The 25779-nt window shown below is 41.0% G+C and carries 21 protein-coding genes; 18 read left to right on the top strand and 3 right to left on the bottom strand.

What is annotated here, in order from left to right; genetic code table 11:
• Position 1 precedes the first annotated feature (1 nt).
• From PQO03_RS18005 to PQO03_RS17930, 16 genes are all read left to right on the top strand, one after another.
• The gene (locus PQO03_RS18005; protein WP_274152283.1) at positions 2-1465 is read left to right on the top strand and encodes a glycoside hydrolase family 32 protein; all 1464 of its coding nucleotides are present in this window, start codon (positions 2-4) and stop codon (positions 1463-1465) included.
• A 2-nt stretch (positions 1466-1467) separates the two neighbouring features.
• On the top strand, positions 1468-2103 hold the full coding sequence (locus PQO03_RS18000; RefSeq protein ID WP_274152282.1) for a GH32 C-terminal domain-containing protein: 636 nt from the start codon (positions 1468-1470) through the stop codon (positions 2101-2103).
• Entirely contained in the window at positions 2100-3398 is a 1299-nt protein-coding gene (locus PQO03_RS17995) for a glycoside hydrolase family 32 protein (protein WP_274152281.1), read from the top strand. The genes PQO03_RS18000 and PQO03_RS17995 overlap by 4 nt, the downstream gene beginning before the upstream one ends.
• Before the next feature lie 44 nt (positions 3399-3442).
• Complete coding sequence (locus tag PQO03_RS17990) at positions 3443-4024, top strand: GH32 C-terminal domain-containing protein (RefSeq protein ID WP_274152280.1); 582 nt, start codon at positions 3443-3445, stop codon at positions 4022-4024.
• Positions 4025-4142: 118 nt separating this feature from the next.
• On the top strand, positions 4143-5546 hold the full coding sequence (locus PQO03_RS17985; protein WP_274152278.1) for a sulfatase: 1404 nt from the start codon (positions 4143-4145) through the stop codon (positions 5544-5546).
• Between the two features lie 252 nt (positions 5547-5798).
• A complete protein-coding gene (locus PQO03_RS17980; RefSeq protein ID WP_274152277.1) occupies positions 5799-7256 on the top strand; it encodes a DUF7402 domain-containing protein in 1458 nt (485 codons plus the stop codon).
• A gap of 1 nt (position 7257) precedes the next feature.
• On the top strand, positions 7258-8832 hold the full coding sequence (locus PQO03_RS17975; protein WP_274152276.1) for a glycoside hydrolase family 32 protein: 1575 nt from the start codon (positions 7258-7260) through the stop codon (positions 8830-8832).
• 262 nt (positions 8833-9094) lie between these two features.
• Entirely contained in the window at positions 9095-10237 is a 1143-nt protein-coding gene (locus PQO03_RS17970) for a right-handed parallel beta-helix repeat-containing protein (protein ID WP_274152274.1), read from the top strand.
• Positions 10238-10884: 647 nt separating this feature from the next.
• Positions 10885-12303, top strand: a complete 1419-nt coding sequence (locus PQO03_RS17965; RefSeq protein WP_274152273.1) for a family 16 glycosylhydrolase — start codon at positions 10885-10887, stop codon at positions 12301-12303.
• Between the two features lies 1 nt (position 12304).
• Positions 12305-12550: a hypothetical protein gene (locus PQO03_RS17960; protein WP_274152271.1), complete on the top strand. Its 246-nt coding sequence runs from the start codon at positions 12305-12307 to the stop codon at positions 12548-12550.
• Positions 12551-12570: 20 nt separating this feature from the next.
• The gene (locus PQO03_RS17955) at positions 12571-13113 is read left to right on the top strand and encodes a hypothetical protein (protein WP_274152270.1); all 543 of its coding nucleotides are present in this window, start codon (positions 12571-12573) and stop codon (positions 13111-13113) included.
• 140 nt (positions 13114-13253) lie between these two features.
• The gene (locus PQO03_RS17950; protein ID WP_274152268.1) at positions 13254-14363 is read left to right on the top strand and encodes a glycoside hydrolase family protein; all 1110 of its coding nucleotides are present in this window, start codon (positions 13254-13256) and stop codon (positions 14361-14363) included.
• Between the two features lie 90 nt (positions 14364-14453).
• A complete protein-coding gene (locus tag PQO03_RS17945) occupies positions 14454-15047 on the top strand; it encodes an RNA polymerase sigma factor (protein ID WP_274152267.1) in 594 nt (197 codons plus the stop codon).
• Between the two features lie 15 nt (positions 15048-15062).
• Positions 15063-17057 (top strand): serine/threonine protein kinase, encoded by a 1995-nt coding sequence (locus tag PQO03_RS17940; RefSeq protein ID WP_274152266.1) that lies wholly within the window; start codon positions 15063-15065, stop codon positions 17055-17057.
• A gap of 163 nt (positions 17058-17220) precedes the next feature.
• Complete coding sequence (locus PQO03_RS17935) at positions 17221-17919, top strand: type II secretion system protein (RefSeq protein WP_274152265.1); 699 nt, start codon at positions 17221-17223, stop codon at positions 17917-17919.
• 9 nt (positions 17920-17928) lie between these two features.
• A complete protein-coding gene (locus tag PQO03_RS17930; RefSeq protein ID WP_274152263.1) occupies positions 17929-18384 on the top strand; it encodes a sulfatase-like hydrolase/transferase in 456 nt (151 codons plus the stop codon).
• Positions 18385-18626: 242 nt separating this feature from the next.
• Here PQO03_RS17930 and PQO03_RS17925 read toward each other — a convergent pair whose 3' ends face one another.
• The 3 genes from PQO03_RS17925 to PQO03_RS17915 form a co-directional block, all read right to left on the bottom strand.
• Positions 18627-19793, bottom strand: a complete 1167-nt coding sequence (locus PQO03_RS17925) for a glycoside hydrolase family 43 protein (RefSeq protein WP_274152262.1) — start codon at positions 19791-19793, stop codon at positions 18627-18629.
• Positions 19777-20013, bottom strand: coding sequence for a hypothetical protein (locus PQO03_RS17920; RefSeq protein WP_274152261.1), 237 nt, complete (start codon positions 20011-20013; stop codon positions 19777-19779). The genes PQO03_RS17925 and PQO03_RS17920 overlap by 17 nt, the downstream gene beginning before the upstream one ends.
• Before the next feature lie 88 nt (positions 20014-20101).
• The gene (locus PQO03_RS17915; RefSeq protein WP_274152260.1) at positions 20102-22471 is read right to left on the bottom strand and encodes a right-handed parallel beta-helix repeat-containing protein; all 2370 of its coding nucleotides are present in this window, start codon (positions 22469-22471) and stop codon (positions 20102-20104) included.
• 269 nt (positions 22472-22740) lie between these two features.
• Between PQO03_RS17915 and PQO03_RS17910 the strand changes: the two genes are divergently transcribed.
• Together PQO03_RS17910 and PQO03_RS17905 are read left to right on the top strand one after the other, a co-directional pair.
• Positions 22741-23955, top strand: coding sequence for a serine hydrolase domain-containing protein (locus PQO03_RS17910; protein ID WP_274152258.1), 1215 nt, complete (start codon positions 22741-22743; stop codon positions 23953-23955).
• 559 nt (positions 23956-24514) lie between these two features.
• The gene (locus tag PQO03_RS17905) at positions 24515-25609 is read left to right on the top strand and encodes a substrate-binding domain-containing protein (protein WP_274152257.1); all 1095 of its coding nucleotides are present in this window, start codon (positions 24515-24517) and stop codon (positions 25607-25609) included.
• The last annotated feature ends 170 nt before the right edge of the window (positions 25610-25779 follow it).

Here is a 25779-nt window from a genome sequence, read left to right as displayed (position 1 = left end):
AATGAATTTTGATGACGGTAATTACGGTGAGTGGAAGGTGGAGGGAGATGCGTTTGGTGATAAACCGACCGACAAAACAGCTAAAATCTTCTCCAGGTTTAGCGGGTTTAAAGGCAAGGGCTTTGTGGCAACTGGTGATGGAGTAAATACTAAACCAATTGGTACACTAACAAGTCCGGAATTCATCATTGAGCGCGATTACATCAATATGCTTATCGCCGGTGGTTATGACAAAAGACGTTTAGGTGTGAAAGTGATGGTGGCCGGTAAGGAGGTAGGACGCGCCAACTCAACTAAAGGAAACTTTCTTGATGATGTAAGCATTGAAGTCAAAGACTATAAGGGTAAAAAAGCTCAGGTGGTAATTTTTGATGATGCCAAGGGATGGTGGGGATATCTTGCCGTCGACCATCTGATGCAGAGCGATACAAAAGTAGGTTACGAAGACGAAGAGATTACCCTGGATGTCACAAAGAATCTCATCCTGATTCCCTGTGCCAAGGGTGGCACTGCTCGAAGACTCGAGATTTTTGATGATAAAGACATCCTTCTGCATACCATCACGGTGAGCTTAGCCGCCAATGAGAACGATATTGCATTGTGGAGCTATTTGGACCTGAGTGATGTGAAGGGTCGAAGCGTGAAAGTGACGCTTGCGGCCAAACTCGGCAGCGATACCGTGAAGATGTTGGAATGTGCCGATGAGCCGCGGTCACTGTTGCCTGCCTATGATGAGAAGTACCGTCCTCAGTTCCATTTTTCACAGCTCAAGGGCTGGAATAATGATCCCAACGGCATGGTGTATTACGAAGGCCGCTACCATTTGTTTTGGCAGTGTAATCCCGTCGGCACGGGCTGGGGGAATATGTATTGGGGCCATGCTTCAAGTCCTGATATGGTGAATTGGACTGAGCATAAGCGCGCCCTGCGCAGTGGAGCGGGTAAGGGAGTGCCTCTGGGGGTACGTCATCCTGCCATGGCGACCGGAGCCTGCTTTTCCGGTGGCGGTAATGTGGATCATAACAATGCGATGGGTCTGAATATTGGGGATAAGAAGACCATGCTGCTTTTCAATTCCGATATGAATGCGGGCGTCTCCATTTTCTATTCGCACGATGGCCTGAACTTCCAGCGATGGATGGAAAAGTATCCGATGGGAATCACTGGCCGCGATGCGAAAGTTGTTTACCATGAACCCTCTAAACAGTGGGTCGCAGTGAGTGTGACGGATGACAAAGGCAAAAAACACGGGCGTCATTTTCCGGTGCATACCAGCAAGGATTTGAAGAACTGGACCTTGACTCAAAACATACTCGACGTGCACGAATGCCCGGAGTTTTTCGAACTGCCGGTCGACGGCGATGCGCGCAATAAGAAGTGGGTCATGATGGAGGCGAGTAGCGAATACTTCGTCGGTGAGTTCGACGAAGGACAGTTCGTTTCGGACCACAAAGAGAAAAGGTAACGATGATCCCCCGTAGCTGCTATGCAGGGCAGTGCTTTAGCAATTCGCCTGATGGTCGCGCGGCTTACATTGGCTGGGCTGGAATTGTCACCGAAGGCATGCCGTTCAACCAAGGCTTTACCATTCCGATGAATTTAACTCTGAAGACGCTGACGGATGGCGACGTACATCTCTTTGCCAATCCGATTGAGGAAGTGGCGACCCTGCGCAAAGCTGCCGAGGTCGAGGAAACTGGAATCCTACTGAATGCCGGCAATTCTACCTTCACCAAGGAGTTACCCGGGGAGTTATACGACATCTCTTTCACCATCGAAAAGAAAGGCAAGCCGAAAACAGCAACCATTAAAATGGATAAACTGGCCCTCACCTATGATTTCGCCAAAGAACGCTTTGGAAAATTCCCCGCGCCGATGACCGACGGGAAAGTCACGGTGCGTATATTAGTCGACCGTCCAAGCCTAGAAGTGTTCATGGCAGATGGCTACGCCTATCACATGGAACAACGAAGGAACCTCTCGGGAAATGTATTGGGTAAAATGACCATTAGTGTCGATGCCCCCAGTGGCAGTGGTGTGTCCATCAACCATCTAGAAATCTATCCCATGAAATCAATTTGGACGTCAAAGGTGGAAGAATGAGCAAGCGTATACAAATGTTTAATGATGAGATCTCGGCGACGACATATTTGAGTTCAATTGAGCGAGACTCTAGTTCAGTTCAGCACTTAGTTGTAAAGATTAAGGATTTAAGAAGCTTGATTTTAAAAATGATGCTTTCTCTTATATTTGTCTATTTATTTACAGCTCAAACATTGAGCGCGAAACCCGCTCAAAGTCGAGAAATTAAGATAACTGGGAAATACTTGAGCGTGCCAGTTGCTAAGCCCAAGCAATACAAGGGCTGGGGGAATCTAATAGAAATCGAAGTTGAAGGCCTTAAAGTTCATAGTTTTACTCTTGGCATGACTAGCAAACTTGAAGATATCTGGCTTTGGGGTTCTTTGGATATGAGTGAATATGTCGGTAAGACGGCTATCATTCGTAATGTCACTGGACATCCAGATAATATGGCTGCCTTGCCATTATTTGAGACTTCAGATAAGATTAAAACTTTTATCCCACTTTATTCAGAAAAAGGACGACCACAATTTCATTTAAGCCAAAAAATTGGATGGAATAATGATCCCAACGGAATGGTCTATGCCGATGGCTTATATCATGTTTCGTGGCAGTCGAATCCCGTAGGTCTTAATTGGGGTAATATGTACTGGGGTCATGCGGTGAGCAAGGATCTCGTGCATTGGGAAGAACGACCACACATGATACGTATTGGAGCAAAGGACTTGAAGGGCAAGCCTGTGGATAAAGTGCATCAATCCATGGTAATAGGGCAGGCGTTTTCTGGAGGCGCATGCGTCGATCACAATAATACTCTTGGTAAGCAAGTGGGTTCTACCAAAACAATTATTGCCATGATAACAGATACCAAGGGCGGTGACCCCACTAAAGATGAAGGAGGCGCTGGCCAGCTTGTTGGCGAGTCACTTGCTTATTCAACTGATAGCGGCTTAACTTATTCTCTGCTTAAGGAAGCTAATCCACTGATATCACATCATGGCCGTGATCCTAAGCCATTTTGGTATGAACCCGGACAGCATTGGTGTTTAGTCACCTATCGTCAGTGCAAAAACCCCAAACTTGGTAAAATGGCATTCTACATAAGTAAGGATTTGAAGAATTGGACTTTTACTAGCTTTTCTGATCAGGTCTTTCATGAGTGTCCCGAGTTTGTAGAATTACCTGTAGATGGGAACCCCCATAATAAAAAATGGATTCTATTTGATGCAACACCCAGTTATCAAATAGGAAGCTTTGATGGCAAAAAATTCACATCTGAGTTTACGGGTGTTCGACGAGGAATCGGGGGGACTTGAAGGCTGCGCAATGTTTTAGTAACGCACCGAATGGACGAGCGATCATGATGGTCTGGGCACGTTTTAAACCAGCGGATCCCCAAGCGCCATTTAATCAGGGCTTTACTCTACCACTTGAAATTTCTCTACGCACGAGCAAGGATGGCGTCCGCTCTTATGCAAACCCTGTCGATGAACTGAAGGTCCTACGTGACAAAAAAATATTAACAATAGAAGACAAAGCTCTATTGCTTGGTGAAAATACACTAACTTTTGATAAATCAGCAAAACTCATAGAGCTTGAAATGACTCTGGATTACCCACTGGGACGTAAACCATCTGCGATTTACCTTCAAGTAGGTCAAACTAAGATTCTCTGCGATCTTGCTAAAAATAAATTTCACGGAGCAAAGGGTAAATATAGTGGAATAAGTTCCTATGATAAAGAGGATGGTAAGCTCGACCTACGTATTTATATCGACAGTGCAACCCTCGAAACTTTTGCCGAAAATGGTGCGGTTTATTTCATTCATAATCGCACCGATCAAGGTGCCGCTCTAAATGATATTAAAATCCATGTTGAAGATGGTGAAGTGGGGATTGAGTCCCTAAATGTTTATGAACTGAAGTCAATTTCAGGTCGTTAATACGCCTTGGATTTGAACTTGGCTTAGCGTAATAGATTAAGGTGGGATGAGCAATAGCGAGAAAAATTCTACATATATATGAATTGAAAAATCATTTAAATAAATTAAGGAATAATAAATGAAAAATTTAATAACATTATGCATTCTAATGGGCTTCGTCATGTCCATTCACGCGGCTAAAAAACCGAATGTGCTGTTTATTGCCATTGACGATATGAATGACTGGACAACACTCTTCGATGATAATAACCCGATTAAAACGCCGAACTTAAAACGGCTTGCTGCACGAGGTTGCTTCTTCACTCGTGCTTATTGTACGACTCCGGCCTGTAACCCCTCACGGGTTTCTATTCTTACGGGCTTGCGGCCAAGTACCTCCGGGGTTTACAGCAATGGCAATGCCTGGAAAAGCTTATTGCCGAATGTAGTAACACTGCCACAACATTTCAAAGAAAATGACTATGCGACCATTGGAGCCGGTAAAATATTTCACCACGGTGGCACTGGTGTCGATCGTAAAGACAAACCTTCATTTGAAAAGTTCTTTCCTCTGCAACTACACGCCAATAAACCAAAACATAATTACAATGGCTACCGCCGTGGCGATAAGAAAATCGGTGCCTTAGCTCATTATGGCTGGGACTGGGGCGTTCACGATGTCGATAAACAGACAGATGAATATACCGTAAACTACATCAATAAAGTGATGGCCGAATACCCCAAAGATAAGTCGCTTTTTTTAGCGGCAGGAATCTTTCGCCCGCACTTACCGTTCTGGGCCCCACCAGCCAGTTTCGCGCGTTATCCACTTGATCAATTACGCCTGCCTCCCATGCCCAGAAATGACTTGAATGATGTCCCGCCGATTGGGAGAAATATGTCTCGTACCGAAGGCTTTATCTGGGATAATGCCTCAAAGAAAGCCCCCGAGCATCCAGGTAGTCTCAAAAAAATGGTCCAAGCCTACCAAGCTGCCAGTGATTATTCAGATGAAATGGTCGGTCGTTTGCTCGATCAGCTCGATAAAACTGGCCGTGCTGAAAATACCATCATTATCCTGTGGTCAGATCATGGATATCACCTCGGTGACAAATCAGCGACAGTAAAATTCACCCTGTGGGAAAAAGCCAACCACGTTCCCTTTATCATTGTCGCCCCGGGAATTACCAAACCTGGTACGCGCTGTGATCGTCCAGTCAGCTTAGTGGATATATTTCCGACTCTGAACGAACTGGCTAACTTACCTGTAAAAGTAGAACTCGATGGACAGAGCCTGGTGCCTCTCTTGAAAAACCCGCAGATGAATTGGAAGCGTCCAGCACTGATGACGCAAAACCCGGGAAATCACGCCATTCGTTCGGATCGCTGGCGTTATATTCGCTACAAGGATGGGACAGAAGAGCTCTACGATCACAGTAAAGATCCTTGGGAGCACGAAAACCTCGCGAGTAATCCGGAATACAAGGCCATAAAAGAGCAACACAAAAAGTGGCTGCCTAAAAATGAAAAGGCCTTTCGCTGAAAGGTGTTCAAATAAATCCGGCAGCTTGCTGAAAGATTTCATTAAAAGGTTAAAAGCAAGCTTGGACTGTTCAAGACCAGCGAAAAAACAAGTTCCTTACAAAGCTCAATCAAAAAGAATAACTTTGAAGATAAGGTTCTTTGAGCCATCGACTTTTCTACCTATTTCAGCGATGGAGGCATCCAATTCTATTTAAAAACTGGTATGTGGAAATAATGACTAGAAATTTAATATATTTAAAGGAGTATTTTTATGAGATTTAAAAAAATCAAAAGTAGGAGTTTGACCTGTTTAATAATATTGCTTTTTACAACTCTTTTAAAGGCCGAAAAGCCACCGACTAGTGATAATGTAAATAAGCCTAAAAAGCAAAAGACCGTCTACTATTCAACTTCTCCAGTTGATATGAATGACGGTATACAAGTAGGTACTCTCGATATTGAAGGAGGCGATATAGCAATCAAGAAATTTATCGGCTGCCACGAGAACAAAGACTACACGCCTCCTGCCTCTAAAACAAGAATGGCGATGAAAAAAGGCGCTTTGGAGCTTACTCCTTTCTACAATATCACGGGTGGCTTCAGTTTCGAAAAATATATTCAGCCCATTCTCGATAAAAATTGTATCTCATGTCACGATGGTGAATCAAAGAAAAGCGGCAAAGTACTAGGAGACTTAACTTCAACAAAGGTCAATGACAAGTTCGCCGGAAGAGCCTGGCTGCAGTCATACCTAACTCTCACCGGAACAACTGTGGGACGTGGAAGCAAGGGGCAGGACAGTCGCGAAATACTCAATTGGGTCAGTGCTCAATCACGCCCCTCAATGTTACCGGCCTATCACGCCGGCTCTGGTACATCAAGAATTGTTGAAATGTTGCGCAATGGTCATGGCGGCACCAAGCTGACTAGAGAAGAACTGGATAAGTTCTGCGCTTGGATCGACCTCTGCGTGCCCTATTGTGGAGACTATATGGAGAATAATATCTGGGATGAAAAAACAGAAAAGAAGTATATTCACTATCACACAAAGCGTGAGTCACTTGCCGAAGAAAACAGACGCAGTACAGAGTTGCTCTATAAAAAACGAAGCGGTAAAACACTTAAGTTGCAAGACCCCGAACCGCGTTATAAAAACTACTTTAAGAAGAAAGAGCAGGCAAAATGGGATGAGCTTGAGACAATTCATAAGGTTGAACCATATAAGCCGACACCGGGTACCAGGAACGTTGCCCTCAACCCCAATGCATTTGCAGGCGGCTTCCCACAGGTAACGACAAACAATCAGTACCCAAAGATCACCAATAATGGGCTTTTTGCGGCAAACAATATTATCAACGGCAAAACCTCAAACAAAGGACATGGTCATAATGGGCTTAACGGCGAACATTTCCCTTCATGGGGTCCTAATGTTGCTGATAATATCTGGGTGAAAATTGACCTGGGTAAAAAGCATGAGGTGGACATGGTTGTCATCTATATACGTGCGGATTTCTCTCCGTATCGTGAAGGCGATCACGACAGCTATTTTAAGTCAGGGACACTGGAATTCTCCGACGGCTCAAAAGTCCCGTTTAAACTAAAGCGAAATGCAAAAGCTCAAGCTATTAAATTCAAAGCGCGCTCTACAAGCTCTGTTAAAATCACTGATCTTGTGATGGCAAAGAGAAAATGGAGCGGTTTAAGTGAAGTTCAGGTATATGGGAAATAATATGACTTTAAAACTATACGTTAAAATACTACTTACATTAACAATCACCTCCGGCGCATTCTTAGAGCTGAAAGCAGAAGACGACCCTCGTTTCAATAAAAAACATATGACCTTCGAAAGCTATAAGGATGTTGGCTACGATCAGAAGTACAGACCACAGTTTCACTTTACTTCGCGCAAGAATTGGCTAAATGACCCCAATGGTCTGGTTTATTATGATGGCGAATGGCACATGTATTTTCAGCATGTTTCGATTAAAAATGGTGACGGACCAAAATCGTGGGGACACGCAGTCAGTAAGGATATGCTTCACTGGGAGCAACTGCCACATGCGATCCTACCCTACAAAAGCGGAAGTGGCAAAGGTGGTGTGATCTGGTCGGGTAGTGCAGTGGTTGACCACAACAATAGCCTGGGTAAACAGGTCGGAGATACAAAAACGTTGGTTGCATATTTTACGCTCACGGCAGGTCCCATGGAGCAGTGCGCAGCTTACAGTACTGACAAAGGGCGTACCTATACTCTGATCAACGATGGTGATCCGGTGGTTCCAAATCAGGGGATATGGAAAGGAGAGCGCGACCCGAAGGTGTTCTGGCATGAAGCAACAAAAAAATGGATTATGGCAGTGATAGTTGCAGGTCCTGATAAGCTGGTTAGAATCTGGAACTCAGATGATATGGTTAACTGGACAAAGACCGGCGATTTCAGCCGTAATTTTGTTGAATGTTTTGATATGTATGAACTGCCGCTTGATGGCAATAAAAATAACACCAAGTGGGTTTGTAACGACGCTGCCTTTTATTATCAGATTGGCGATTTCGATGGCTCTGTTTTTAAAAGTGATAATAAGATGTTATTGGGAGACTGGGGTGGCCGCCGTTTCTTTAAAGCCTTCTATGCCAGTCAGACTTTTAATAACAGTCCCGACGGGCGTGTGTACCAGATAGCATGGTTGAAAGGCGCAGGAAAAAATAACCCTTTTAAGAAGCATGAATTACCCTTTACCCAGCAGATGAGTTTCCCTTGCGAGTTGACCCTTAAATCAACAGCAGAGGGCGAGCGTATGTATCGCTGGCCGATTGATGGGATTAAAAAGCTTTATAAGAAGAGCCATACGTTTGAGAACCTTACGACTGCATCAAAAGCCAGCGCAGCTGTTTCAGGTATCAAAGGCGATCTAGTTGATATGATCGTCGAATTTGAGCCGTCAGGAGATGACCTGGTAACGTTCAATATATGCGGACTTGATGTGGTATATGGTAATAGCACAATGTTTCCGGATAAGAACGGCAAGATGGTCAAGGTTAAGAGCATTGAGTTCCGTGATATTGACCGCGGCACCGATTTGATAAAAATTCCAGCTCCGAGCGTTGATGGTAAAGTGAGCTTGCGTATTTTGCTCGACCGACTTTCTATTGAGATGTTTGTTAATGAAGGGGCATATGTCGCAGCCAGTTATTGTTTGCCGACTTCTGATAAGATCTCTTTTAAAGTATCAAAAGGTGACGATCTGAAAATAAACAGCCTGGTTGTAAACGAGTTGAACTCAATCTGGAAGGGGACAGAAAAATGAATTTTTCATCATTACGTGGATTTGTATTGTTGTTGTTTTTAATCGGGGGGAGGGCATTCAGGCAGGAGAGTCATTTAAACCTTATGTGGTCTCGTATAGGCAAGGAAGACTTAAGGCGCCGTTTTCTTATCAGGTGAGTATTAAGTCTAATATAAACAAGGGCGTTCTTGGCAGACGTAGACGTGAGATCCATCTCTCCGCTACAGAAAAATCATTTAGTGCTAAATCAAAAGCAGGTAGGATGCTTCTAAGTGGAAAAAGTATGGCTAAACTCTTTAACCAACTAGCAAAAGAAAATGATGGTAAGAGTATTGAGTTTGTCTTCAAACCCGGAGTATATCTTCTCGATCAGCCACTTAAGCCTCAGAGAAATCAATTGCTCAGGGGAGAGGGCTCTGTCACATTGAAGCCAGCCTTGACTTTGCCTGCTGCTATCGTCTTAGACGGCGTCGAGAGTGTTTTTATCTCTAACTTTACTATTGTTGGTGGTGGGGTTGATAAATGTGACACTAATGGGATCTTGAGCGTGAAGGACTCTTCAAGAGTATCTGTCAGTAAAGTCACTGTTAGGGAAGTCGGAGCCTGTGGGATATTGTGTAAGGGTTCGAAAAGTAAATACTTCCTCATTGAGAAATGTCATATACAAAGTACAGGTAGGGCCGGAATCGCCATGTTCGATGGAGTCAGTCATGCTCTCATCACAAAGAACACCGTAGAGCGCACCACCACACATGGAATCATCTTTGCCAATGGTGGAAGTTTTAGTGAAGTGTCCGAGAATACCATCAAAGATACGGGGCTTCTTCCGGGCGGTGATTTTGCGCATGGAGTTGCTTTTGACTCACACGGAAATTTGAACAAAGGTGAAAAGAATCTCATAATAAACAATAAGATACTAAATGCTAGAACTGGTGGCATTGAAATCGCAGATGGCCAAAATCATATGTATATTATAGGGAATTATATTGAGGGTTCGGGAAGAAAAAATCAGAAACGAGAGGATCAGTATGGGATATATTTCGGCGGCGCGTTAAGCCAGGGTTATCATTGCTTGATAAAGGGGAATACAATCAAGAATTCATGTTGGAATAGCATCCGAATTGCAGCGCCCAATGTAGAACGTCCGAATAAAAAATCACCTCTGCCTAAAGATAAGTATGGTCCAACTATGCACGTTAATATTATCGATAATATCATATCTGGTTCGATGCGATATGGAATTGAGCTTAACTGGTGCCGAGATGTTTATATTAAAGGCAATAGAATTGAGACAAGCAAGCTTGCTGATATTGGAGTTATTGGTAAGCGAGGAAAAAACATTGATATGCCAAGCTCAAGGATTCAGCTTAAGGACAATATACTCAAAAGTAAAACAAAATTAGTGAAAGATCTTTTTGAGAAATAGCAAGACTAATTCTTGATCGAAACAAAATAAGTGAGTTTTCTAATTGTCACATCAATCATGTGCTTTGCGCATCCGTCGGTCGAAGGTATCCTCATGTGGGGCTTCTGGCAGGGGAAACATTGGCGTCCGAATGCATTCCTTTGGAAAAAAGACTGGACCCCGACTGACCGTAATGATTGATTGTCGGCAGTCAAACCTGGATAAATGGGTTAAGGAATCGGTCGTTTTAGCAAAGTAGTAATATTTTGCATTGGGAAGCTCCTTCAGAGTTGATATAGGTGGGGGGACTCTAACATAGGACTGTGTCGCTCCTTGCCCCATGTTAATATAAACTTGTCGCTCCGCGACGGCCCGGCAATACCGAGTAGCTTGCTGCGGGGCAGTTTATTGCTCAGTCAATCCTAGTTAAGTATCAAGACAATTTCCGTTATTCACAAAGAGTGTAGCCTCACGGGTTCAGGTGTAAGCAATTAATATCCTTCAAAAAAAGTAACAAAACTTTTTTGATTCATGTAAAGACAGCAGATTCACAGTTGTTTGTATTATAAAAGAGAATATTACACCGAGAATAAAGTTAATCATATTAAATTATTTTTTAATAGAAACTCATTAACTTTAAAATGGAAAAAATAAGGATTCCTCTCATTATGATTAAGCAATTGTCCATGTTTATAAGTTTATTTATGGTTAGTTTAACCATAAGCTGTCAGAAAATGAATGATGTCGAAGAAACAATAAGTCCAAAGATTAAATCTAATAATGACTGGGTCTTTTTAGAGCAGGTTTCGGATGAGTTTAATGAAGAACACTTAGATACTGAAAAATGGGATTTTCCTCAAACATGGTCGACAGATTGGCTATGGGGAGATGTTTCTAAAGGTAATGTCCAATTGGATAAGGGGCTTTTGAAATTAAAAATGGAGTACCTAGATACCGAAGAAAAAAAGAAGCATGAAATGCTCGGGGCATATTCATGGAAAACAAAATTTCATTCGATGCCAAAAATGATGTTTACGACTGTTTCAGATGAACAATATAGCGGTAAAAAAAGCCTTCGAATTTCTTTACAAAGACAAACACAAAGGGCTTTAGGCGAATTAAAGCAAAGAATTTATTTAAATCCCGGCGTATATAATTTATCATTTCGGGTTAAAAATCCAAGTAAATGGATAAGCAATAAAGTAATTCTCCAAGGGGCAGGGGGAGGTGATAAGCCCCATGTTCTTATATCGGAAAAAATTGCTCATAACCCTGAATGGGTGGAGATGAGTTTTAGTAATCTTGAAGTAAGTGCAGATTCAAATATTCTTGAACTTCGATTCTTTGGAGAAGGAAGTGGCGGAGATCGAATTTATCTAGATGATATTAAATTTAACGCAGTGGGCAGTTCTGAGAATTTAATTAAAAACCCGGGATTTGAAGAACTGGGGGAGCGCCAAACTCATTACCGTTCTGGAGGTATAGTCTCCAAACATGAGTACCCAGGAACGACCTATGTTGAAGCGAGAATTAAAGGAGCCAGCTTGCATATGGGCGTTTGTCCTGCTTTTTGGGGTAGCGCTGGAACTTTAAAAGAACATAGAGAAATTGATTATGTAGAAATGCAACAAGTACCAAACGTCAAAGAAAATGAGTATGTTTTCTTTATGGGGTGGTCTGAAACTTTTTACAAAGAAAAACCTAGATATTTCCCACCTGCTTTAGATCGTGTTTCTGTTGATGTAGGAACCGATGTGCGAGATGGCTTTCATGTATACGGTTCTCTTATTACAGAGAAAATGGCCTATTTCTATTTTGATGGCAAACTCGTGGGAACTTCAGATGTAGTCGATGGTAAGGCTTATCATTCACATAACTACCATATGTTTCTTTCCTTGGGTCTAAGGCCTCCCTATAGAAGAACAAAAAACAATAAAGATCCCAAAATAACTGGAGAGGGTTTCCCTACAGAAATGCATGTTGATTATGTGCGCGTTTGGGAAAACAAAGGGATGACTCATGAAGGACAAGAGGCCCCAAAATTAAGTCCTAGTAACGATGCTTTAGTAAAAGTGAGAGGTCATTAAAATGTTGAAGATAATTATAGTGCTATACGCAAAGAGGACTGGAAACTTGTTTTTGTATAAACAAAGAGAGCCGGAACTTTATAATTTTAGAAATGATGTTGGCGAAAAGTGTAAATTAGCAGAACTCATGGCAGACTTTAGCACGTGGAAAAAAAAGATAGGGGCTCAGTTGCCGTTATTTAATGCGAACTACAGTTTTGAAAAAGAACAAGACTGGATTTTCTCAAAAAGCTCCACACAAAAATAATTAAAAAAAAAGGTAAAACTATGAAAAAGAATATTTTAATAATGACTGTGATTGCATTATTTAGCAACCTATCTCTACAAGCATCATCAGACAAATGGAGAGAGCGTATTAGGGCTATAGAAAAAAGTGAGGTAGTGATGATTAAAACACTTTGGAAGGAAGTCGATCAATTGAATAGGAAATTTAAAAAAGCAGAGAACGAATCTTCAGAGAAGGTGCTATTAAAACAAAAAATCAATATACTTTTGATAAAAATTGATCATGCTTTAGTTGATGAAAATCCTGAGAATATAAACTCAGTTAGTATGGTTAAATTAATGCCGTGGAATGAAAGACTAGTTGCCATGAAAAAAAATGGCAATAGCAAAATCAAAAAACTTTGGAAAAGTGCTCGCCCATTGGCAAAGGAGTTAAAACTCATAGAGCGCGGCACGGAGAAGCATCAAGAAGTGTCTGCAAAACTGAATGTGATTATGATACAAATTGATAAATTATTAGCGGATGAAAGTGAAGCCTATAAGGCGAGATTTAATGCTATAAATAATGTTGCTTCTGAAAAATAAAGTTCATACGATAGTGGTTTGTGGTTACTGTCCTTTTTTACAAGATCACAAAGCGATTAAGGGTTTTAAAATTTAAAAAGCACTTTCCACACTCTTAATCATATTTAACCAAAAATATTTATTAACTCTAAGGATCTATAATGAATAGTTTTCAGTTCCCTTATTATTTTTTGATCAGCTTACTTTATGGTACCGTCGTCATGGCTATTGAGAGTACACCAGCGGAGGACTCGTTAAAAATTAATTATCAAAACCTACCAGTGGAAGTACAAAGTAAGTTTTATGCTCAAAAAACCAGTTCTCATGTTTTAGTCGACCCTGATTATTATATATGGGGCATGGCAGTCATTAAATGGAATGATGGGAAGTACCATAGTTATTACTCACGTTGGCCTAAAAAATATGGTTTTAGTGGCTGGATGACTCATTGTGAAATCGCGCATGCCGTTGCCGACAAACCCGAAGGTCCCTTTGACTATGTAAATACTGTTATAGAAGGGAAAAATGTAAAAGGCTGGGATATTAATAATGCTCATAATCCAGCCATCTGTGTCGTTGATGGAAAAATAGCTCTTTATTATATTTCAAATGACTTGCGAAATATACATAAAGCAGAAGGAGGTAGTGTTTATCCGACGGATCAATGGCTCAAGGCTAATCGTCGTCATGTAAGGAATTCACAACGTATAGGTGTAGCCCTATCAGACTCTCCATCAGGCCCGTTCCTAAGATCAAAAGAACCCGTTGTTACACCTCACGGTAACTTTAAGAATATTGCCGTTAACCCAGCTGTTACCTACGTTGAAGACAAATACGTTATGGTAATGAAAGGTGATGATGTAAAGAAGGATGGCTGGTTTAGAATTCAGTTAGTGGGTCACTCAAGAAAAGCGCAAGGACCCTTTGTATTTCAGGAAAAGCCTGTTTATAGCGAAGCACAAACAGAAGATGCTGGTGTATGGTACGACAAAAAGCGAAAACGTTACTTTATGGCTTGTCATGTTATGGGAAAACCTGACCTGAGGCTCTTTTCATCTAAAGATAGTTATTCGTGGCAACCTGCTAAGCAAGCTTTATTTTCTAAAAAAGAGTTCCATTTAAGTAATAATAAAACTTGGCAGCCCAGTCGTTTTGAGCGACCTTTTATTTTAACGAACAATATGGGAACGCCAATTGCCGTTTACATAGCTGTTTTTGACAAGGAGTGGAATATAAGTGGGAATATAGCGGTATTAATTGATAATAACTAAAGCTTAATAACTGTTTAGCAAACTTTATTGGAAAGACTAAGTAAGAAGATGTATAATTAGAGGCAAGGCAAGTAATTGGATTTTAGATAAATGAGTGAAGACTGGAATACCAGAGAGTCTATTATTAAAAGGATCCAGGTAGGCACAGATGATGAGGCCTGGGAAGAATTTGAAGCTTGTTACCGTCCGTTTATTTATTTTCTACTCAAGCAAGTGAATGTAGACTTTAGTGAGCGGGATGATGTGGTACAAGAAATTCTGCTGAACTTGCATAAGAATATACGTAAATATATTAAGCAAAAGTCACGATTTAGAACCTGGCTCGGCACTGTGATTCGAAATACAGCTAAAAACCACATTATTAAACGGAGCCGTTATGATAAAAACCTCAACAAGTATCATGAATCATTGAACGTATTTGAAAGCTATAGCAATGCAGAGATTGATGACCTTATAGAAAATCAATGGAAACAGTATTTAGTGGATTGCGCCATGGAGCGGATGCGTAATATTTTTGCTGATAAGGCCCTTAAATGTTTTGAAATGACATTGAACAATAGATCGGTAGAAGAGATCGCTGAAGAGCTAGATGTTAAAAAAGACACGGTTTATATAATTCGCAATAGAATTAAAGCACGAATGTTAGTTGAAATACGGCAACTGACTGATGAGTTGGAATTTTAAAAAATGGTACCCTCTATGGCTAATGCCTTAAATTCAGAAGAGAAAAAAAACTTATACGATTTAGCGGTTTCTTCTAGTCATGAAAACGACCCTAAAGAATCGAAATTTCTCTTGTTTGAAGAAGAGCGTAGTCGTTATTGCCATCGTGAGATAATTGGCTCAGGAATGATGAAGCAAATTTCTCGTGTGTATGATAATTATACATGTCGTGATGTTGCTATGGCTCATGTTAATGAGCATTTCATGGGAAATACATTAGATTCATTTTTGCATGAAGCTCGTTTGGTGGCTCATTTAGATCATCCAAATATCGTCACAATATATGATATTGGCCATGATTCAGAACAAGGACCATATTTCACCATGGATTTGAAATTAGGTACTTCACTCGATCTCTTACTGGCGAAATTCAAGGTAGAATCAGGGGCTCTAGTACCTAGTCAAAAATTAAATATGCTGGAAGTTTTTCTTAAAATATGTGATGCGGTTTCATATGCACATTCACATGATATCATTCACCTTGATCTAAAACCTGGAAATATTCAGGTGGGCGATCATGGTGAAGTCATTGTTTTTGATTGGGGGTTAGCCAAAGTACTCAAGAAACTTGAATTAAGCGATGTTGCAGATGAGAAGTATAATGAAAACCTTGTGATAAACCAGAAGAATGCCAACTCTATCAGTGGCACTCCAGGTTATATGGCACCAGAGCAATTCCTTCTAAAGGAGCCCAAAACAAAACAAACAGATATATATGCATTGGGTGTAATCCTCTATGAAATTTTGACTTTAAAGCCACCAATCTCAGGTTCATCTCTCAAAACAATATCGCAAAAAACAATTGATGGTACTATTATTGTCCCCCCCTCTAAGGAATTTGAAATATCGGACTCCCTTGAAGCGATCATCATGAAAGCAGTGCAAAGACAACCAACTAAACGGTTTGCCTCAGTAGATGAGCTTATCGATGACCTTCGCAAGTATAAACGTGGCTACACAACGTCTGCGGAAAAGTCAGGATTTTTCAAGGAACTTAAGCGTTTTGTCTTGAGAAATACAGCCATATGCTTAGTCGTTGTGCTAAGTTTCATAACTATTGCGATTACGACCTCGCTCTATATATCGCATTTGGCAGAGAGCAGGCAAACTGAAAACCGTGCACGGCTGAACGCGGAACTAGCCCGTTCAGAAACTGAAAAAACCTTGCGTTTATTACGAGAAGAAATTGCGAGCCGAGAATTCATGCGAGATAGGTACTTAGATGACTTAAGCTCCCAATACAAGGTTTTTGGAACAACCAATTATAAGGTTTCTTTAAGACACACGCTAAATAAAGAATTAATGGCAAACAGATATGCTCTAGAAAAAAAACCTGATAATAATGATCTTTTCAGAGCTCGGGGTCACCTCATGTTTATTCGGCAAAGTTATCTTGAAGCAAAACAGGCTCTAAGTCATTTTCATAAAGATTTCTACTTATACAAAGTCATTCAAGCTGCTTTCCCGTCAGGCTCTATTCCCAAAAAAAGTTTAAATGTTCCCATCAATGATTTTATCGCAATTCTTCGACAAATAAGACTCCAGACTAATGGCCGTATACCTCCCGCAGTGCTCAATAGAACGCTTATGTACGACCTAGAAGTACGCAAAGACCGAACAGGCTACGAGCAAGTAGTGAAAGAGTTACTTAAATCATTTAACCCCAATTGGGGTGATAAAGGTGTTGAGTATAATAGCCAAACAAAAGTATTAAAACTTTCAGGCCCCAAATTAAATGTTCTTTATTATGATAAAGGACGAGGTGAATCATTTTCACTCTTAAGAGGACTGGAAATAAAAAAAATAATTTTAAGTCACGTATCAATAATTGATGAATCACAAATCCTTAAGCTTATAAATGAAAATCCAACATTTAAAGAGTTAGAGCTTTTTACCTCTCAATATTCAGCGGCAGTGTTATCAATTTTTAAAAGTAGAATAAAAGTTACCGTGAAACCTGAAATTCAATAAAGGGAAAGTAAATATTACCTTAAAAACAAATTGTCTAACCCTTACTAGTCTAGTAATACCTATTGATCGTTGATTTAAACTTACTTGATTATTTTAACATAAATGTAAAGAAGTGATATTTAGCGTTGTTTATATGTTATTAATATAAATAAAGGAGTTTAAAATGAAAAAAATTCGTTCCCGCTATGCGAATACGCCATTTACAATCATCGAACTTTTAGTAGTTATTGCTATTATAGGAATACTCGCTAGCCTACTCTTGCCTGTGCTCGGTAAAGCGCGACGTACATCAAAAGCTTTATTGTGCAATGTAAATCTAAAAAATCAAGGTTCTGGCATTTATATGCAATTGGATGATAATAAGGATTTATTTACCCCTAATTACACCGACGCCGATTTAGCAACGAAGGGATATAATGGCTATAGTTATTATGAATCAGGAATATTTTTTGAAAAAGAGTTTGGCGACTATCAAGTCAAAATTGATGATCTTTATCTAAATAGCCACGATACTTTTATCTGTACAGAAAGCTCACAGCAAGAAAATGTATTCTCATATTTTAAGAACTACATGTTTAACATGCACCTGCAAGGTTCTGGTGGTGATGATAATAGATCAATTACAGAATTGACTGACCCCGCAGAAACGGCAATGGTTGGGGAGGCCGCGAAAAACTCCTGGATGGTTCAGTATCGTACAGATAACTTTAAAATAAGGCACGTAGGTACAAAAATTAACTTATTGTTTGCTGATGGCCATAGTGCCAGTGTAAAATGGACGACTTTGCTTTCTAATCCCCAATGGATTGCCTGGGATACAGCTAATCCTTCTTGGTCTGGAGGCGGTTTTGAATTTGAATAAGTTGAAAATATGTGCTGTTTTCATTGCTCTTATTGTAGTATAGGACGAGTCTTAAAATTGTTAGATGATTTGGGGATTGCGGATAATACAATTGTGGTATTCACCAGTGATAATGGTCCAGAGGCCACCACTACAGTAAAACATATGAAAAATGGTAAAAAAAATGCTGGTGCCTACTTCTCGGTAGGGTCTTCGGGTCCATATCGCGGCCAAAAGGGGAGCTTATTGTACGGTGGCGTACGTGTCCCCTTCTTTGTTCGTTGGCCTGGAAAAATACCACAAGGTCTTAAAGATACGAGTACGGAACTATCGTCTTGTGATCTGTTAACAACACTTTGCGCTGCCGCAAATATTAAACTTCCCGAGGATCTTGTTACTGATGGTGAAAACAATTTACCTGCACTTTTGGGAACTCCACAAGCGAAAGATCGAACTTTTTTTTGGGATGTTAATGCACCCGAGTAGTTTCGTCCTTTGAGTTGGCCGCAACTTGCAATGCAAGATGGTAAGTGGAGTTTAATCATGAATTATAGCGGGACTAAATTATTAGAAGAATATGATTTTATATAACATGCCTTTGCCGGCTTCGGTAAAAAGGCAAGGGTGTAATTATATGTACATATATTCATAATAGTATGTCCTTTTTTCATATTTTGTATGTGATAAAATGGCACCTGTCCCCGCTGTCCCATAAGAGGTAGAGCACTCTACCAGCGGACGGTTTGTGGAGTGTGTGTTGGTACCTTTTTTATGATTCTTCCGTTGGGATCAAAATCGATTGGATCAATAACCAGAAATGGAGGTTTTCCTTTCAAGCTACCGTGGCATGATAGCCAGAGTCGACCATCGACACCAGTGAAAACCTCGTTGTGACCTACGGCGCTGAATGGGCTATCGGTGCCAACCACGCTATAAACGGGATTGTTGGCGGCTTTTTCCCAAGGACCGTGAATACTTGATGAGGTGGCATAACCCATTTCGTAACCACGCTGCCAACTGGAGTAGAACAGGTAGTAGGTTCCTTTTCTTTTTATGACGTAAGCCCCTTCGATACCCATGGAGTCCCAACTGTAGTATTTGCTGATTTTCTTACCTGTGCGTTCCTGTGTGTAATTATAGTGTCTCGGCGGTCCTGTCTCTTTGATGTAATCCACCTTTCCTGGTCTGACTGCGCTGCGCGGAGTGGTGATCAACCTACCTGACTCAAGATCGATTTTTGCGTACCCAATTCCAAAACGTCGATCCAATGTATGCCAGAAGGCGTAAACGTCGCCATTGTCCTCTATGTAAAAAGTGAGATCGTTACCTTCGGCGATTGGTTTGGATTTGGTTACCACGGTATAGGGCCCTTCAACATGGGACGCAACGGCATAGCCAATATGCTGCCATGTGTAACCCTCTTTGACATTTCTACAGTTCAGGATGGCATAATATTTCCCTTTGATATGATGGATCTCTGGTGCCCAGAATTTCTCATAATACCACGCGGATTTCTCTGGGCGCGTGACGATGATTTTTACAAACGTCCAATCAATAAGGTTTTTTGATTTGTAGAGCGGAATACCTTTGGATAGCTGGCCGCTTCCCAGTCCAAACGGAGCCCCCGTTCCTGTTAAATACCAGAACTCACCGTCCCTGAATACCTGGCAATCGCGAAGTCCATGACGTGATATTCCCGATGTGATCGGGTTTTGATAGGTGAAGCTGTGGGAATTGGATTTGACATAGGGAGTTTCTTCTCCATGTGATACAACGCTTATCACCAACATAATAAACAGAACTTTAATCTTTTTCATCTTCGAGCTTCTCCAACTTAAATAATATTCATTTAAAATATCCAACTGTTCTTTCCATTTCTTAGTTAAAAGATTCATTGACGGCCCTCTTTTCGAATCCACTTTCTGAAACGTTGCGGCTAATCGGCAGCGCTCGGGGATGGAATTTAATTGTCGTTACACAGTCATAATCCAGACGAACCAGATCGTTGCCAATACTTAAGGTACTACTACCTGTCTCTTTGATCGTCGTTTGCTCTGCTGCGCGGATATGGGGTGCCCAAAGAAGAACGCACAACATCTCTCTCCATTCTTTCATAAAGCAAGTCCATCTGTTATGTTATTTGTGCATCGTAGAATAGAGGTTTTTTCACCTACTATAGTATATTTTATTACGGTTCTTCTTATTAATTATTAGTGGAGTCATACGGTCCAATCAGGTCGACGGGGATCTGATGCCAAGGTGAAAGAAAGTACTTAATTGAATTAAGGCTTTCTCCGTGGAAGTCTTCTGGGCCGCGGATATTGGCCACGTTCATCGAGTTGGCGACTCCATGCCAGTCACCGGCTCCAAACTGCTGGTTGTCGGCCAGGTAATTGCTGTGCCGCTCTCTATCCATAATGTCGCGAACGCGTGGATACTTCTTCTGCCATGCCTCGGACTTCCAGTTTACGGATTTCAACCTTTGCTGGGTATGTTTGTGATGCTTCATGGTATCCCACATCTCACGCACGCCGGTCCGGCCGCTGACTGCACGGGGCCAGTCGATAATAATATTACCTTCGATATAGTTGTCCCAACCTTTGTTTATCTGTACCGCGCCAAAGAACATCCCATAACTTCCTTGACCGCCCATTCTGAAGATGTTCTCACTAATCATGAAACCGCTGACATAATCATCTAGTCTGATGCCTGCGGCACCCAGCTTATCTTGGTGTTCGGCGATAATGTCATCAAAGAGATTCCAGCGAATAATATTACCTCTTGCAAGCGGGTTAGCATATATATCTATCGCTCCCTGATCACCAGATTCGTAGACACAGTTACGGAAGGTATTTAACTCTACGAGTGTATCACAGACCTGAAAACTGAGTGCGCTACTTGGAATATCTAAGAAAAGATTATGACGAATTTTGAATGCCATACCATTCAGGTTTAAAGCGGGAGTATAGGTTCGATTGATGCGTGACATGCCACTGATTTGGCAATTTTCAATAATAGAATGGCCTGGAGTCAAACTTGTCCAGTCGCCCGACTTTACGATAAGCCCACCGCAGCCCATACTTGCTATTTTGCAGGAATGAATGAGTTGCTTAATTCCACCGATGCTCTTGAGTCCATATCCTGAGCAATGTTCAATATTGACTCCTTTGATCAATAGCTTGTCACAATCGAGCATAATCATTGCATCACCACAAATGTAATTGATGTTGAGATCCCGTATCTGTAGATTGTCACAGTCTTTGGCGATGATTGGCGTGCCGAATGATGAAAGTACACATTGAGTCGGATCAAACCCAGAAGGAGGCAGGTAGTGGATAAGATTGTTTTTGCTGTCAAAATGCCATTCTCCAGGTTGATCTAACTCACATAGTGCATTCACTACTTGCCCATCTCCAAGCTTGAATCCAAACGGATGGACTGGCGGAACAATCGAAATTTTTCCGTCTCGATGAACTCGCTCAAATTTCTGATAGGTATCAGCCCAATGAACACCAAAATAACCGTGTAGCCAAAGATCGGACTCATTGTTCCAGCGCTTGAAGTAGGGGTTCGCCTTTTTAGGTTTTTTGTTGATGGGGAGCTTTGTTGTTTTGTCATTAGGCCAGCGTGCTAGGCCTTGTGCTTCACCGTTATAAAATAGTTCAGGGATAGCTATACTGGTCGTAGTTTTTTGCGATTTGGATGTAACAACTGCACCGGGCCGTTTATCGAATACGCCGCCCATAAGCAGTTCGTGGATTTCATCAGCGCCGTTAGCTTTTAAATCACAGGCTAAGACCTTAGTTTTACTTGACTCTGGTAATCTATTCAGTGCCGCTGGAGAAAGCTCCTTACTCCATTTCTTTAGCCTAAGGCCACCGCTTATGATGGCTGGATTTTGGGTATCAGCGGAACGAATGATCAAGCCAGTATCCTGTTCATTCAACTCAAGAGTTTCTTTCTGAAGGTAAGTGCCTGATGCGAGAACGATCTCAACTGATTTACCTTTAGACTTAGCTTTGCGAGCCGCAATTAGTGCATCGCCCAGATTATCAATTTTTCCATTGAGAGAAACATCAATTCTTAGATCAACTTTCGGCAAGACCGGAATCGCAGTTTTCTGATGCCCGGGATTATCTCTTCCTTTAATTTCAGCAATCATCTCCTTAGCTGCCAGAGCGTGATGTTCCGGGACATAGGTTAGCTGATCTAAGTGTTTGAGAACTTTCATCCGGTCAGCCTGACGCGTTGTATAGGCCAATCGCAAAATTATCAAGGAACGGAAAGGCTCATATTTTTCAGGAATTTGATCTAGTAAGTCACGGTAAGCTTCTTGAGCCTGATCTCTTGAGTTTGAGAAAAGAGCATCGGCAGCTTTAAGCTGATCTTTAAAATTATCATTCGCGGTGGCCAAGGAAATATTTCCGAATAATAATAGCAGGATTATAGAGATGTTTTTCTTCATGTTTTTCTTCTGTTTTATAGGTTTATTATAAGTGAAATGAATCCAGCACTTTAGAAGTTTTGGGGTGAATTCAGTTAAAACTGGCTTCATTAATGATGAACACTTCAACTTTTAATTCCCATATACAGATAAAATTAAGGGATTGGATGAGTGAAATAAAAAAATATAGAAGGTTATAATTCCCCGATACTTGTTCCGAGTTGCTTTATTAGCGTAACTTGATAAGGATTATTTTGTAAGCCAAGACATATTTAAAATATGTCAAGAGATGATTTTGAGTCATGGATTTTTCTGCTCATTTCATAAATGGCAGCATCCAATTCTATTCAAAATCCGGTATATGGAAATAATGACTAAAAATTTAAAGGACTATGTTTATGATATTAAAAAAAATCAAAAGTACGAGCTTGACCTGTTTAGTATTATTATTTTTTACGTCTCTTTTGAAGGCCGAAAAACCACCAACAAGCGATAACACAAATAAACCTAAAAAGCAAAATACCGTCTACTACTCAACTTCTCCGGTGAATATGAATGATGGCATACAAGTCGGTATACTTAATATTAAAGGAGCCGATGTAGCAATAAAAAATTTTATTGGCGATGTAGAGAATAATAAGTACGGCCCACTGGCGAGTATTCTCGCTTGGCATAAAGGTAAATTAGTTTTTGAAATGTACGCCAATTATGGCTATGAAAATTCTCCCCATTTCCTCATGTCCGTTACTAAGACCATAACAAGTTTACTTCTCTCACGGGCTATTGAGATGGGCTACTTGTCAGTCGCCGATCTGCAAAAGCCTGTTCTGGATTTCTTTCCGAATATTGACCGGACAAATATTAAAGCCGAAGCGGCCGCAGTAACTTTGTATGAAGTTCTGATGATGCAGACCGGCTTTCGCGGTATAAAGGAATGGATGAAGGGCGATGACCTGCAAGGTTATAAAATGATCCAAAAGTATTTCGAACAGACAAAACTCCCTCTGAATAAAAAGTACGCCTATGCTGCCACTGATTGTATTATAGTGATGGCCATTATAGATGAATTGACAACAAGACGGCCAAAGTCTTCTTTGCCCCAATTTTCAACAGTACGCAAATTTCTGGAACAGGAGTTTTTGGGTAAGCTGGGAATAACTAACTATAAATGGGGCACAGCGTCAAACGGAAACCCTGCAAGTGCGGCTGGTTGTCGGCTACGGAGTCGCGACTTGCTGAAAGTCGGTATAGCTCTTCACCAAAAAGGAATCTATAAAGGCGAGCAACTTTTTTCTCGTGAATATGTGGATTGCTTATTTGATATGAAAGCCCGTAGAACCAAAAGACCTCATATGCGAGGGCCCCATGCTTACACTTACTTCACTGAAGGACTTGAGTATAAAATGAACGGCATGACCTTTATCGGCGTTGGTGGTAGAGGTGCTGCCGGCCAGTTCATCACAAGTTATGAACAGCTCGACCTGGTCATTGCCGCCACCAGCGATAATCGGAGTGGCGTTGGCTTTGGTTTAAAAGACGCCAGACAAGCACATGTGGACAACATCCTTACTCTTTTTACCGTAGAAAAGACATCCCCAAAAAGAACAAAGTAGTTAGGCCTTGCTGAACGGGATGGAAACTCAACAAAATCAACTCTATGTAATTATCGATTGTGCATTTTCTGCATGGGTAAATCGTATGGTTTCGCATTACCCTTACTGAGATGATCCAAATAAACCGTTTTTGGAGCGAATAACTGCGCCTACACCTCGTAGGCGGGCGCAATTTAATAAAAATCTCATTCCAATTCCCCCATCATTTTGTTTTTCATTCAAAAAGGAGTTAAAAATTTTGATTTCATGAACTAGGGGATTTAAGTCGTCAGGACAAATAAGTATTTGCCTAAAAATTTTTATAACTCGACGGTACTAAGGTGATGAATGGACTTTGCTTGGTGCTCATTCTTAAACTCACTCCAGGTCTATCATTCGATGTATTTGAGTGTGCTGTTAAAGCTTAAGCTACACTTTTCCCTATGAATTGATTCTATAAAATAGCAAGTTTTAATATTACCTCTAAATTAAAGTGTGCTTAAGGATAAAAGTTATGGATCTTTTGAGGATTTTGATAAGGCAGTACTTGAATATAATTACATTTGAGTAACATTTACATATGAAAAGTCGAAAAAGTAAAACACAAGAAATTTACGAATTCCTCAAGAAGGAAATCGATTCGGGCGCCTATGCCATGGGCGAATTATTACCAACGGATTTACAAATATCAGAAAAATTTAATACGAGTCGGCCCACGGTAGCGAAAGCAGTACAAAGACTCGTGGAAGAAAATGTTTTAGGTCGGAAAGCGGGCTTTGGAACGTATTTAAAGAACCGACCAAAGAAAAGTGGGTCTTTGGAATTAAGCCTTGGCTTACTCATTCCCTCACTGGGTGAGACGGAGATTTTTGAGCCCATCTGTGGCCAAATTGCCAACTTGGCCGATTCACACAATTTCAATCTTCTTTGGGGTGGGGGTGGTTCACCACTAGGAAAGGCTAGTGATATAGCCGAACAACTTGCCCAAAAGTACGTTTCACAGGATGTTGACGGTGTATTTTTCACTCCTCTTGAACTCATTGCTGATGCTCAAGAAGTCAATGAGCGCATTATAAAACTCTTTCAGAATGCTAATATCCCTGTAGTTCTTTTAGATCGAGACATTGCATCTCCGCCGCTTAAAAGCGAATTCGATGTCATTGGGATAAATAATATTGAAGCTGGGTTTTTAATTGGTTCGCACCTAGTCGAAAAAAAGTGTAAAAATATAGGCTTTGTCACTCGTCCATATATTGCGAGTACAGTGCATATGCGTCTCATGGGCGTGCGCGAAGCTATTCTTCAGGCAGACATGCCACACGATTCTGTGGAAGAAATTATGATTGAAGCTGGTATCGATGATTTAGCTGATGCCATCGTAAAAAATAAAAAGTTTGATGCCTTAGCAGTTTATAATGATGCAGCTGCAGCCGAATTAAGTATTGCTCTAAATGAAAGAGGTATAAATATTCCTGAGGATATCAGAATCTGTGCCTTTGACGATGTCAAATATGCTCGTCTTCTTAAAACGCCACTGACAACTTACCGCCAGCCATGTCGTGATATAGGCAGCGCTGCAGTTGAGATTATGATCTCGCGGATTAAAAACCCAGAGATGAGTGCTCGTAAAGTCTTATTACATGGCGAACTTATTTTGCGTGAGTCATCGAACTAATCAGACTCTTCTAGATAAAAAAAAGCTCCAGGCCAGCAGGCTTGGAGCTTTTTTTGCCTTCATGTGGTCCGTGTCCGATCTTATTAGGTGGATCAAGGAGTATATAATTTACATTTATATATCATTAAGAATACTTTTATGTTATCAAAGACTTGATTTTTATGTATATT

Source organism: Lentisphaera profundi, from assembly GCF_028728065.1.
GTDB lineage: Bacteria > Verrucomicrobiota > Lentisphaeria > Lentisphaerales > Lentisphaeraceae > Lentisphaera > Lentisphaera profundi.
Note: the sequence above shows the minus strand (reverse complement) of the source record. Positions and strands in the feature narration are given on the sequence as shown.

Excerpts from the sequence above, each read along its gene's own strand:
- PQO03_RS18005 (WP_274152283.1), top strand. The coding sequence starts at position 2 with ATGAATTTTGATGACGGTAATTACGGTGAGTGGAAGGTGGAGGGAGAT.
- PQO03_RS18000 (WP_274152282.1), top strand. The coding sequence starts at position 1,468 with ATGATCCCCCGTAGCTGCTATGCAGGGCAGTGCTTTAGCAATTCGCCT.
- PQO03_RS17995 (WP_274152281.1), top strand. The coding sequence starts at position 2,100 with ATGAGCAAGCGTATACAAATGTTTAATGATGAGATCTCGGCGACGACA.
- PQO03_RS17990 (WP_274152280.1), top strand. The coding sequence starts at position 3,443 with ATGATGGTCTGGGCACGTTTTAAACCAGCGGATCCCCAAGCGCCATTT.
- PQO03_RS17985 (WP_274152278.1), top strand. The coding sequence starts at position 4,143 with ATGAAAAATTTAATAACATTATGCATTCTAATGGGCTTCGTCATGTCC.
- PQO03_RS17980 (WP_274152277.1), top strand. The coding sequence starts at position 5,799 with ATGAGATTTAAAAAAATCAAAAGTAGGAGTTTGACCTGTTTAATAATA.
- PQO03_RS17975 (WP_274152276.1), top strand. The coding sequence starts at position 7,258 with ATGACTTTAAAACTATACGTTAAAATACTACTTACATTAACAATCACC.
- PQO03_RS17970 (WP_274152274.1), top strand. The coding sequence starts at position 9,095 with ATGGCTAAACTCTTTAACCAACTAGCAAAAGAAAATGATGGTAAGAGT.
- PQO03_RS17965 (WP_274152273.1), top strand. The coding sequence starts at position 10,885 with ATGATTAAGCAATTGTCCATGTTTATAAGTTTATTTATGGTTAGTTTA.
- PQO03_RS17960 (WP_274152271.1), top strand. The coding sequence starts at position 12,305 with ATGTTGAAGATAATTATAGTGCTATACGCAAAGAGGACTGGAAACTTG.
- PQO03_RS17955 (WP_274152270.1), top strand. The coding sequence starts at position 12,571 with ATGAAAAAGAATATTTTAATAATGACTGTGATTGCATTATTTAGCAAC.
- PQO03_RS17950 (WP_274152268.1), top strand. The coding sequence starts at position 13,254 with ATGAATAGTTTTCAGTTCCCTTATTATTTTTTGATCAGCTTACTTTAT.
- PQO03_RS17945 (WP_274152267.1), top strand. The coding sequence starts at position 14,454 with ATGAGTGAAGACTGGAATACCAGAGAGTCTATTATTAAAAGGATCCAG.
- PQO03_RS17940 (WP_274152266.1), top strand. The coding sequence starts at position 15,063 with ATGGCTAATGCCTTAAATTCAGAAGAGAAAAAAAACTTATACGATTTA.
- PQO03_RS17935 (WP_274152265.1), top strand. The coding sequence starts at position 17,221 with ATGAAAAAAATTCGTTCCCGCTATGCGAATACGCCATTTACAATCATC.
- PQO03_RS17930 (WP_274152263.1), top strand. The coding sequence starts at position 17,929 with ATGTGCTGTTTTCATTGCTCTTATTGTAGTATAGGACGAGTCTTAAAA.
- PQO03_RS17925 (WP_274152262.1), bottom strand. The coding sequence starts at position 19,793 with ATGAATCTTTTAACTAAGAAATGGAAAGAACAGTTGGATATTTTAAAT.
- PQO03_RS17920 (WP_274152261.1), bottom strand. The coding sequence starts at position 20,013 with ATGAAAGAATGGAGAGAGATGTTGTGCGTTCTTCTTTGGGCACCCCAT.
- PQO03_RS17910 (WP_274152258.1), top strand. The coding sequence starts at position 22,741 with ATGATATTAAAAAAAATCAAAAGTACGAGCTTGACCTGTTTAGTATTA.
- PQO03_RS17905 (WP_274152257.1), top strand. The coding sequence starts at position 24,515 with ATGAAAAGTCGAAAAAGTAAAACACAAGAAATTTACGAATTCCTCAAG.